A 10,672-nucleotide genomic window follows, 5' to 3' on the forward strand; every position below is an offset into this window, starting at 1 on the left:
TAAACACAAAATATAGGTACTCGGTATACACGCAACAACAAGATGTGGGTATTAGGCGAGATTTTCAAAAAACAAACATTGATCCAAATCAATTTGTTTTAAAGAGAGATTACGATACGAACGATGCATCTGATGCGTCACAAAATTCTTTATAAAAGCAAATTTACATATACGCTTGTCAATAAAATTATTTGGTATTTAAGTAAAAATAATGAGAAAAAATTCTTGATTTTTTGCTGAATGAAGTAGACTGATTAAACACTTTTACTAGGCTGATTTGAATATTTAATGGATGGCTTAACACTTACACAGCGTATCAATAAAGTAACCTATAAAAACCTTCGTATTGGTTTTTTATGGTCATCTAAGATATCTCTGATGATCTTATCTTTAATGTTAGTCACATTATGGCTCAATCATTTCACTAATGACTCTGATATATCATTTTTGTTAACAGCCCAGTTTACTTGGCAAATGATACTTTCTGGTTTCGGGATCATTTATTTTAATCGCAGCACTGAACCTGCAAATTATCGCTTAGTGAGTGCCTTTTATAGCTTCACCTATGGTTTGAGTTGGGGAGCAACTATCTTAATCTTAGGCCTGTATGCACAATTCACTTTACTCTCTGAAGTATTAGCCAACCTGACAACTATGGTGGCATTACTTGGATTTTATACCTACCGAAATGCCTTATATTTAGCGATTACACCAATACTTGCTTTGAGTACTTGGATAACAATCAAAGATGAGCACTTAACATTACTGTTTTCGTTTGAAAAGTTTATGATCACTCTCATCATCATTGAATCTGGACGCCGTGTGCTATATCGCTGGTTCAGTAATCGTATTCAACAAGAACATGAGAATAAACGTTTACTAAAAGAGTTAAATCAACTCGCTTCTCGTGACCAATTAACCCAAATTAAAAATCGCCGTTTTTTCCAAATAGAACTTGAGAAGCAAATTAAAAATAGCCAACGCTTACATATCCCTTTGTCTCTAATTTTAATTGATATTGATCACTTTAAAGCATTTAACGACAGTCAAGGCCATATTGCGGGGGATGAGTGTTTAAAATTAGTTGCAAAAGTGATTGATGCAAGCTTGCTTCGTGGCACAGATAGTGTTTCTCGTTTCGGTGGAGAAGAATTTGCGGTTTTGTTACCAAATACCAACCTTGATGGCGCTATTTTAGTCGCCCAACGTATTCAGGAAAACTTAACTAAAGTAGCGATTGATCATCCCGCCTCACAAACCAGTCATATCGTGACAATCAGCCAAGGTATAACGACTTATGAGGAAAGCCAACGTTCAACGCAATTTATAGAAAAAGCAGATCACAATTTATATGATGCAAAAAAATCAGGACGAAATTGTTATATCGCTGCTTAGTAAATACCGCACTTTGAGCTATGTATAATAACCATCTGTGGCTGTTTTGGTCATATTGCGTCAACGGCTTGCCGACATTTAGATACTCGTATCGACATTACACTTTTATAGTGTTCTGCTTGCGCTTTGATATACACAGCGCAGCCAGCACGATCATGAGATATCCATGCCTTTTCTGGCTCAAGCGCTACCTTTTTCCCTTCAGGAAAGACATAGTTCAAAATAACATTGCCATTAGGTTGAATCGCAAAACTATAAAATCGATCTAAATGCTCTAAATAGCCTACTGTTAAAAATAATACAGGTAGAAAAGAGCACTTAAACACAATGCTTTTAACGGTTAATGACTTAAATTTCATGTATGCTTCTACACGCAGCACAACATAGACCAATACAATAGATAAAGCAGCAAACCACGCAAGGATCTTAAATTTCCCCCACGAAACTTCGGGTTCAAGCAGTAGTATTTCCACCTTAGATTCCTTTCTAAAACAAAGCTGACAGTAAGATGCCACAAAAGTTATAACTCATGATTTTTGTTTGAGATAACACACTGCATACGATATTAAGAATAGCTTTCAAGTGGTGTGATAACTCACTCCAGAAAACTATGTTTACCAAGAATAGTGAAACTGAATTTTCATCATAAATATTATAATAAGGCTAAAAAGTTAACCTAAAATAAGGAGAACAAAATCCCGTATTTATTCTTTTTTGCGATTCAATTCATACTCGCTAATATTTGTCATGCACACTCATTAACGTTAATGACGTGGAATTTTCAATGGCTAGCGGATCATCCCAAAAACGACATACAACGAACAGCAAAAGACTACCAAATATTAAAGCAAATCTTTCTTACTCACCAACCCGATATTCTCGCCTTTCAAGAAGTCGATAGTGCCTCAAGCCTTCATCGCATTGTTCCTAAAGACCGCTATCAAATATACATATCATCAAGAGTCAAAAACAAAGACGACGTTTTTAATGGGATCAACCAATTCACTGGTTTTGCCGTTAAAAAACACCTTACCGTTAAAGAACACCCAGATATAACCACGTTGAGCTCTCCCGCTATAGCATTAGGAAACAAGCCGTATTACCCACAAAAGTTACGTTATGGTTCAGCAATTAAAGTCAATCTTAATCAGCATGATATTATCGTTGTGAATGTACATTTAAAATCAGGTTGCTTTACTCCTAAACAGCTAAAGAACAACCGTAAAAAATCCTGTCGCACACTGAATTTACAACGAACATTAATCCAACAATGGATAGAACAGCAAGAAGTGAAAAGGCAGCCTTTTATCTTAGTTGGCGATTTTAATCATCGTATATCTCTTAATACAACAAATAACAAAACTTACTTTTTCTCCAATAATAATCAGCAAGGTTCTTTAAAATGGCTTACTCATAATGTTAAAGGTAACTGTTTAACAAAAAGAAGAAAGAAGAATAAAACCTATTATCGTCGTTATAAAGAATTAATTGACCATGGTTTTAGTAGTGAACATTTTACTATCTCATCTATCCAGCAGGTACCTTATTCCTTCGAGCAAGTATCAACTTACCAATTGAGTGATCACTGTCCAGTTATCTTTAGCCTCAGTTTTACACCGTTTATTTCTTCATGACTTATTAAGTTGTAAACTACAGTCAAAGAAAAGCCCACTTACCGACACCCTACGAGAAAGTGTTAAATAAGTGGGTATTGTTCATCAAATTTTATTCTGTCGCGTAATTGGAGCCATTGTAGTAACGTACATCAGGCACAATATTATGTTTATTCAACAAGCGGTACATTGTTGCTCTTGAAACACCAAGATCTTTTGCAGCTGATGCTACTTGACCACGGTGAGTTTCTAATACAGCAACCAGTACGTCTTTTTCTGCCTCATCTTTAATATTACGTAAACTTTGCTTCATATTAATTTTCTTAGGTAAGTCGAAGTGTTCAACACCCACTTCATTACCATCTGTTAATAACGAAACGCGTTTAACTTGATTTATTAGCTCTCGTACATTACCCGGCCAGTTATAACGGAGAAGTAACTGCTTTGCTTCTTCATTATACTGAGTTGCAATGGTGTTATATTCGCTTGAATACTTATGTAAGAAATATTCAGCTAAAGCAATAATATCAGCACCTCTTTCACGTAACGTTGGTACTGAAATATGGAAAACATTAAGTCGGTAAAATAACTCTTTACTGAATGTTTCATTCGCAATTGCTTGTTCTAAATTAGCACTAGAGCAGGCAATAACACGAACATCACACTCTCTGGTATCTTCTAAAGAGTCATTAGTCGGTTTTTGTAAATAAGCGAGAAGCTTCTGTTGCAAGTTTTTAGACAGTTCTTCAATACCATTAAGTAAAACCGTACCCGCTTTTATCGTGTTTTCAGATACATGTTCACCGTCTGAATTTAAAAAGGCTATTTGCTCATCATCGTCCATAACTGATGCGCAATTGATCATAGTAAAACTGTCATTTCTTCGTTTACTTAAATTATGGATAGAATTCGCAATAAGATCTTTTCCGGTTCCTTGCTCACCGCTAATAAAAATATTAACGTCTGTCATTGCAACACGCCGAACCATATCTCTCAAATGCTTAATTGATTTAGATTCACCAAATAAACCGACATCTTGCTGAGCATCTGTCCAAGAATTAGATTCAATTTCTAACATGCCTAATTGATGGCCGACAGTTTCCAATAGATGCGTCGATGGAATGGGAATTGAAAAATAATCAACACAATAATTATTTATAAATTGACAAATAGCATCCATACCAAGCTGTTCTTTCTTAATTACAGCAATCCATTTTACTTGCTTGGTTTTATTTGCCCTTAAAGAAATGCTATTTAAACTAAAATCATTATTACTTAGATCGACAATACAAATGCAAGGACTATATTCTTCCAAGATGGCGTCAGCAGTACGAAGGTCATAACAACAATGTGTTTTCCATCCAGTTTGTTCTAATAACGCAATCCAAGGTTCATAAGTACAGCCAATAGCAACGAGTTTAGCTTTGAACGTTTTCTTATCACACTGTGCTAGCATTGAAGCCACCTTTATAATATCGTTGATTCCCCTCTTTTTTATAATATAGGCAACAAATGAATAATATGCCTCGTATTAATACCGCTAAATAAATAAAATATATACTATTTATTTTGCATACCAAAATGCAAAAAATACATTATTATATCTAATTCATCATCTTATTTATTAATTATAACTGTTTTTATGATGTTATATTTTTATCTAATTCTTTTTTTGACAAATAAATACAAGAGATAAATCCATTTTAAATATCTAATTAATTATGTTGTATTGTATAACTATATTTACATTCTTATTATAATAAGAAATTAAACAGCCATGACGGCAACCACATAAATTTCATTTTTGTTGTATCAGGCTCACCAGATCCATAAACATTAACTGGGTTATTTTGACTATCTATTGCCTCTTCATTCCCTACGATTTGGTATCCATTCTTTGCTCGTGAACGAATACTCTCCTCAATTTCAGCGACAAGCTGATCGTTGCCACGACAAAAAAGTCCCATTTCAGTATTATAGTGATTAGAACGGTTATCAATATTGTACGTCCCCACCATCACTTCATTTTGAGCATCACCATTGCGTTTATAAATTTGTGTTTTTGAATGCATTCCCCACCTTGCATTTTCCACCGCTTTACTCACTGTTGCAGTTTCATTTAGCCATTCGCCAGCATGGAGATAGATATGCATTCCCTTAGCTTGCCAATCATAAACATGACTATAGAGTTGTGCCGCTACATAAGTGGCATCGGTTGAGGATAAAGAATTGGTGTATAACGTCATATCGATATTTTTATCGAGTAATATTTGCATTAAATGCTCTGATTTTCGATTATTCAGTAAATAAGGAGAGGCCAATATTAAACTGTTATCGACTGTCATCACTTTATCGAAAATAGTTTTACGTAAAAAACGATAATTATCACTATACGGATCTTTAAATCGCGTCCAGAACGATCCTCCTGGTGCGTCTGAAGTAAATGTCGTTTCAGGACATAAATACGTCTTTTTCTCCATTAAAATCGGTCTTGCGATGGCTTCTATTCTTGCTCTTGTCGCCTCTTCAATTTCTGTGTGAGCAAGAAAGGCTTGAACGGCTTCCTGTTTACGCTCGTATTTTTGCAATTCAATACGATTGTTAGGTACTTCAGGAGAGTGATAACGTTCACTGATATCATGTTCAAAAAACGCATTAAAAGAATCTTGCATCGCTTTAACAATAGACCCTGATACATGCAGATCGCGATCAAGAAAGTTATATTGTTCTGAAAGATCAAAATAATCATTTTCGATATTTCGTCCACCCGTTACCGCTTCTTTACCATCAACCACCAACAATTTACGATGATTACGAAAGTTTATCGTAGAAATATAATACAGCGGTGCGGCATTATAATAACGAACATCAATACCATGATCTTTCAAACCATCGGCGTAGTATTCATCAAACTCAAATACGGTGGCAGACTTATCAATTAATACCCGTACTTTTACTCCTCGCTTTGCTGCTGACACTAATTCTTGCACGATTATTTTCCCACTCATATCGGGCGAGAAAATAAAGTATTCCACCTCTATCGTTTTATGAGCACGTCGGATCATATCAATACGGGTTTGTAATGCTGCAATACCGCTATTAAGTACTGTTATGTCATTGCGCCCTACACCGCTATCCGGCTGATAAATATCAACTTGATGAAACGGGTAAGGATTCGATGACGAAAGATCATGATAGCTCTCAAAATCTTCATCCCAATAAACCCAATTACACCCAGAGAGTAGTAATGATAATGACACAGTGGTTGCAATAGAACGGTAAGTAAACAACACAGGCTCCTTGTGCTATATAAATAATATTTCATCTTGCATGACAACCTAATAAAACCCCATAAAATTGTAATAATCAGTAGGATAAAACAAGATCTCTGTTCTATTTTGATTTATTCTTACAATCAATCGACATAACTACCAAGGTAATACACCCATGTCTACGCCATTAGATGCAACAGCAATTGAAACAATCCAAGGTTTTGATGCCGAAAAGCGTTACAAGCATTTAGTTAAAGAAGTTGTCGCTAACCGTGAAATTTGGATCCTTATCGATGAACACGGTTGTGTAATGCTTAATACCGACGATGAAGACTGTGTACCAGTATGGCCAAATAAAGAGTTTGCAGAAGCATGGGCAACTGGTGAGTGGGATAATTGTAAAGCAGAAGCTATTTCATTAAACAAATGGCATAGCCGTTGGACACATGGCCTTGAAGATGACGAACTGGCAATCGTTGTATTTCCAATTCAAGATCAAGAGGGTTTAGTGATCTACCCTGACGAGTTAGATTACGAGCTAAAGAACCAAGCAAAAAAACAGCGTTAATCGCTGGACGAACTTACAATACTAAGGTCAGAGTTATTCTGGCCTTTTTTATAGGAGAAAAACGTAAATGGACGCACTACTTCAAACCATTAAACAAAATCCAACCATCGTTGAATTTGCACACGTTATGGCAGTGATCACTGAACATTACGATTACCAAGCCACCACATTTTACAATGGTTTAAAAGACGATACGTTAAAGAATGATGCAGGAACAAATGAAGGTTCATGTAAGATTTTTGCTTTTGCGCAATTAAATCAACTATCAGAACAAGAAACGCTAGCTTGTTTTGGTCAATATTACCGTCAAGATGTGTTAGAACATCCTGAAAACAACGACCACCAAAATATTCGTCATTTTATTAAATACGGTTGGTCTGGCATTCAGTTTGATACATTCCCGTTAACAGCTAAAGCTTAATCACAAACAAGCCATCACGATAATTACTCTCTATCAACTTAGAACAATACGATGATGGCTTGCTTAATATAATAATTGAAAAATTAACTTAACGGCTTATTACAATGACTACATTTCTGCGGCGGCTTCATAAAAAATGGTGAGCGAGTTGCCTGCCCACAGCTATCACAAAACTTGGTAGAACGAATAGTCAACAATGTTAATGGCACCAATAACACTAGAATCGCAACTAACCATACCGTTGGTGGTTGCATATAAATAATGAACCCGCCAATCACGACGTTACTAAACACGGTATAAATTGGCCATAATTTACGCTTTTTTGCTACATCCTTACCGCGTTGAAATATCATTACACTACCCACAACCAGTGCAACCCAAATAACGATAAAGCCAATTAATAGATTTTCCTGCATTACTTACTATCCCTACGATTAAACACTATAAAATTTCACATTGAACAAACTTCAAACAACAAAAGTAACTTATCCCCCTCATTGAAAGCATAATTAACCTCTCAATAAGTATGGTTTTATGACCCTTCTCACAATGTTGGATTATCGTTAAAAAAAATAAACATTTTTATTACCACTTTTCAAAATAAAGTATTATCTTTAGCGCCAGAACAGGACGTTCAGGAATAAATCACAGACTTAGCTGCCATTTGCTAGTGCGCTGTGCTAAAGGAGTAAAAAATGGTTGTTCACACTGTCGCTCGTACTCATCGTCTACTACCTTCTGCGGTTAGCAATGACACAATTGCTGATGCGATGTTTCAACATTCAAAAAATAGTCATAATTTTAAGCTCATTAATAAAACGAGTGTATTATTCAATTCACCGCATTCTATCAAAGAGCTACAGCAAATTCCTAGCTGGCGTCAGCATAATATTACACAGCCTTATAATCAGTTAGAGAAGTTATACCAGCACGCGTACCCAGCTCAACAAGAGCTAAATATGCTATTAGAATCCGCCGCACTCGCTAGCCATTCTCAGGCTTTTTTACCTGGAATTAAAAACCAAAAACGTGCTGAGAAGAAAATAGCCACAGAGTTACTCGGTAACGTAAATAAGCTAACCGATGTTGTACGAGGAAGTGTTGTCGCAACAAACATTAGCGATTTAGTGAAAGCTTATTACTACCTAGCTCAATATAGCGATATTGTTAGAGTGAAGAACCGTTTTGATTCCCCTGCAGTATCTGGCTATCGCGATATCAAAGTGTTAATTCGGTTAAGCAATAGTGGGCTTATCGCTGAAATTCAACTACACCTTGAAGCCATTGCAGAAATTAAAAATGGTGAAGAGCATGATATCTATGAAGCCATTCAAAACATCGAGCGTATTTCGATAATTAAACGTCGAGCGCTAGATGATATTGAAAAAATGCAAATCAAACGCTTACAGGAAAAATCCCAGGCACTATATGCAAAAGCGTGGCAAGCTTATACTCAGCATTTCAATCTAGCCAGCTAATAAAACAACATACAACAATGTGATCAGAACCGCATTTTTATGCGGTTTTTTTATCGTTTTATGAATATTGACACAGAGTTTACCTCCCATTCAGGCTATATTGCTAACATCAGATCAGAAAGTAAAACCAAGCGCCGACAAACTACACAACACTTTTAAATACTCTTTTTGTGTGTTTGATATTGAAGGACAATATCGTTGGGAGTTGCTTAATGGATGTAAAATCTGTTCTACGTACAAGCTTTATTCTGTTCTGTATGCTTAGCCGTTCTGTGGTTGCAGCACCCGCTGTTGCGCCTGCATACACAATCTCTGACCAACCATCACCAACCCGTTTATCTCAAGCAAGCCGGAAGTCATTTCAACGTGATTTAAGTGGTTTATATAGCATTCAATCTTGGAAAAATAATAACATTGCACAACCGTATGATGACTTTACTACCTTGTACCAAGCATCAACTCAAGCACAAGTTGAATTAGCACATCTTATGCGTAGCATTAGCCTAGTTTCATCAACTGAAGCATTAGTTCCTGCCGTTAAGTCAATGGCACGCGCACAACATAAAATTGAAACAGAGCTCAATGGTCAACCCAATAAAATTACAGATATCGCGCGTGCTTCTCTCGTTGCTAACGATGTTTCATCGTTAGTGCAATCTTTTGAACTACTAAGCAAAGAAGCGACCATTGTAGGTGTTAAAAACCGCTTTAAAAAACCAACAGCTTCTGGTTACCGTGATTTGAATGTATTAGTTGAACTGCCACAAAGTAAAATCATTGCCGAAGTACAACTTCACTTAAAAGATATTTCTGATGTGAAAAATGGTAAAGAGCATGATATTTACGAACAAATTCAGAAAATTGAACGTTTAGCTCTGCATCAAAAACGCCCCCTGACAGAGTTTGAAGAGAAAAAAATTAAAAAACTACGTCAAGAGTCATTACATTTATACCAAGCCGCTTGGCAGCAATACTTACAACCTAACAGCATTGCCGTCTAACTCACTTTCTATTCACTTCAACGCCCTACTCACTAGGGCGTTTTTGTATTTATCACTTGAATCGCAGATTTTTAATCATTCAAAAGCGCTACCTTTAAAAACAAACAGCAACACATAACTCTATGTGTGTAATTTGTCATTGGCTAACCGATAACAATAAGTAAAGCCCATCACGATAGTTCGTAATGGGCTTATTGTATATTTATTAGAAATAAAGCATTAAGAATTTGAATTTATAATATTTTTAAGCAATACCTATAAAAACCTATTGTTTAAACGCAGGTAGACTTATGACTATCAAAAAGACAATTACACTTCTTATCACTCACTTACTTGCCGGTGCATTCGGTGTTGCCCTAGGGATCTATTTACTGCCTATTTTGACTGCGCCAACGGCACCAACACAATCTGAAGTCTCTCGCATTTCGAAGCAAGCCCAGTATTCTGGTGAGTTCACAAAAGGATTAGCTGGTAGCGACTTTCTCCATTGGGGCGAAGGTAAAGTTTCAATCTCACCAACAAAAATAACCTTAATGGGAAAACTCGCACCAGGGCCTGATTATAAACTATACCTATCACCTAAATTTGTAGAAACCGAAACAGAATTTAACCAAGAAAAAGCCAATATGGTGTTGGTAGGAAACGTGAAAACCTTTGATAATTTCGTTGTTAATGTGCCTCAGAACATTAATATCACTGAATACGATACAGTGATCGTGTGGTGTGAATCTTTTGGTCAATTTATTACTTCAGCTAAATACCAATAAGATTGAACACAGCTACACTTTAGACGCGAATGTAGTGGTACATTAAATTTGGCCACCTACTCAGAGGTGATATCATCACCTCTTAACATGGATAGGTGACATCATGACAAAACGAACAAGACGATTATTTAGTGCTGAATTTAAATTAGAGGCAGCA

At 36.1% G+C, this 10,672-nt stretch carries 11 protein-coding genes; 7 read left to right on the plus strand and 4 right to left on the minus strand.

The annotated features are described in order from the left end of the window. Nucleotides 1–288 precede the first annotated feature (288 nt). Complete coding sequence (locus C9J45_RS18545; protein ID WP_107207568.1) at nt 289–1,395, plus strand: diguanylate cyclase; 1,107 nt, start codon at nt 289–291, stop codon at nt 1,393–1,395. Nucleotides 1,396–1,445: 50 nt separating this feature from the next. Here the strand turns inward: C9J45_RS18545 and C9J45_RS18550 are convergent, their stop codons facing one another. Continuing rightward, entirely contained in the window at nt 1,446–1,868 is a 423-nt protein-coding gene (locus tag C9J45_RS18550) for a hypothetical protein (RefSeq protein WP_107207567.1), read from the minus strand. A 294-nt stretch (nt 1,869–2,162) separates the two neighbouring features. On the opposite strand from C9J45_RS18550, the gene C9J45_RS18555 reads away from it, so the two are divergent. Beyond that, complete coding sequence (locus C9J45_RS18555) at nt 2,163–3,029, plus strand: endonuclease/exonuclease/phosphatase family protein (RefSeq protein WP_107292860.1); 867 nt, start codon at nt 2,163–2,165, stop codon at nt 3,027–3,029. A gap of 91 nt (nt 3,030–3,120) precedes the next feature. On the opposite strand, the gene C9J45_RS18560 is transcribed toward C9J45_RS18555, so the two are convergent. Together C9J45_RS18560 and C9J45_RS18565 are read right to left on the minus strand one after the other, a co-directional pair. After that, nucleotides 3,121–4,464: a sigma-54 dependent transcriptional regulator gene (locus C9J45_RS18560; RefSeq protein WP_107207565.1), complete on the minus strand. Its 1,344-nt coding sequence runs from the start codon at nt 4,462–4,464 to the stop codon at nt 3,121–3,123. A 298-nt stretch (nt 4,465–4,762) separates the two neighbouring features. Continuing rightward, on the minus strand, nt 4,763–6,298 hold the full coding sequence (locus C9J45_RS18565) for a phospholipase D family protein (RefSeq protein WP_107207564.1): 1,536 nt from the start codon (nt 6,296–6,298) through the stop codon (nt 4,763–4,765). Nucleotides 6,299–6,455: 157 nt separating this feature from the next. Between C9J45_RS18565 and C9J45_RS18570 the strand changes: the two genes are divergently transcribed. Both C9J45_RS18570 and C9J45_RS18575 read left to right on the plus strand, forming a co-directional pair. Beyond that, on the plus strand, nt 6,456–6,848 hold the full coding sequence (locus C9J45_RS18570; protein WP_005365846.1) for a DUF2750 domain-containing protein: 393 nt from the start codon (nt 6,456–6,458) through the stop codon (nt 6,846–6,848). A 67-nt stretch (nt 6,849–6,915) separates the two neighbouring features. After that, nucleotides 6,916–7,269 (plus strand): HopJ type III effector protein, encoded by a 354-nt coding sequence (locus tag C9J45_RS18575; RefSeq protein WP_107207563.1) that lies wholly within the window; start codon nt 6,916–6,918, stop codon nt 7,267–7,269. An 83-nt stretch (nt 7,270–7,352) separates the two neighbouring features. On the opposite strand, the gene C9J45_RS18580 is transcribed toward C9J45_RS18575, so the two are convergent. Continuing rightward, nucleotides 7,353–7,685, minus strand: coding sequence for a hypothetical protein (locus C9J45_RS18580; RefSeq protein WP_107207562.1), 333 nt, complete (start codon nt 7,683–7,685; stop codon nt 7,353–7,355). A 279-nt stretch (nt 7,686–7,964) separates the two neighbouring features. Here C9J45_RS18580 and C9J45_RS18585 point away from each other — a divergent pair, with 279 nt between their 5' ends. The 3 genes from C9J45_RS18585 to C9J45_RS18595 all read left to right on the plus strand — a co-directional run bounded on the left by C9J45_RS18585 (nt 7,965) and on the right by C9J45_RS18595 (nt 10,515). Next, the gene (locus C9J45_RS18585; RefSeq protein ID WP_107207561.1) at nt 7,965–8,747 is read left to right on the plus strand and encodes a phosphoribosylglycinamide formyltransferase; all 783 of its coding nucleotides are present in this window, start codon (nt 7,965–7,967) and stop codon (nt 8,745–8,747) included. A 212-nt stretch (nt 8,748–8,959) separates the two neighbouring features. Next, nucleotides 8,960–9,748 carry a phosphoribosylglycinamide formyltransferase gene (locus C9J45_RS18590; RefSeq protein ID WP_107292861.1) on the plus strand — a complete coding sequence of 263 codons (789 nt, stop codon included), beginning with the start codon at nt 8,960–8,962 and terminating at the stop codon, nt 9,746–9,748. 290 nt (nt 9,749–10,038) lie between these two features. After that, on the plus strand, nt 10,039–10,515 hold the full coding sequence (locus C9J45_RS18595; RefSeq protein WP_105061996.1) for a DM13 domain-containing protein: 477 nt from the start codon (nt 10,039–10,041) through the stop codon (nt 10,513–10,515). The last annotated feature ends 157 nt before the right edge of the window (nt 10,516–10,672 follow it).

The sequence above is a fragment of the Photobacterium sp. GB-1 genome, from assembly GCF_003026165.1.
GTDB lineage: Bacteria > Pseudomonadota > Gammaproteobacteria > Enterobacterales > Vibrionaceae > Photobacterium.

What these genes read in the sequence shown, in the direction of transcription:
- C9J45_RS18595 (WP_105061996.1), top strand. Translation starts at nt 10,039, where the DNA reads ATGACTATCAAAAAGACAATTACACTTCTTATCACTCACTTACTTGCC.
- C9J45_RS18555 (WP_107292860.1), top strand. Translation starts at nt 2,163, where the DNA reads ATGACGTGGAATTTTCAATGGCTAGCGGATCATCCCAAAAACGACATA.
- C9J45_RS18570 (WP_005365846.1), top strand. Translation starts at nt 6,456, where the DNA reads ATGTCTACGCCATTAGATGCAACAGCAATTGAAACAATCCAAGGTTTT.
- C9J45_RS18560 (WP_107207565.1), bottom strand. Translation starts at nt 4,464, where the DNA reads ATGCTAGCACAGTGTGATAAGAAAACGTTCAAAGCTAAACTCGTTGCT.
- C9J45_RS18590 (WP_107292861.1), top strand. Translation starts at nt 8,960, where the DNA reads ATGGATGTAAAATCTGTTCTACGTACAAGCTTTATTCTGTTCTGTATG.
- C9J45_RS18575 (WP_107207563.1), top strand. Translation starts at nt 6,916, where the DNA reads ATGGACGCACTACTTCAAACCATTAAACAAAATCCAACCATCGTTGAA.
- C9J45_RS18580 (WP_107207562.1), bottom strand. Translation starts at nt 7,685, where the DNA reads ATGCAGGAAAATCTATTAATTGGCTTTATCGTTATTTGGGTTGCACTG.
- C9J45_RS18585 (WP_107207561.1), top strand. Translation starts at nt 7,965, where the DNA reads ATGGTTGTTCACACTGTCGCTCGTACTCATCGTCTACTACCTTCTGCG.
- C9J45_RS18545 (WP_107207568.1), top strand. Translation starts at nt 289, where the DNA reads ATGGATGGCTTAACACTTACACAGCGTATCAATAAAGTAACCTATAAA.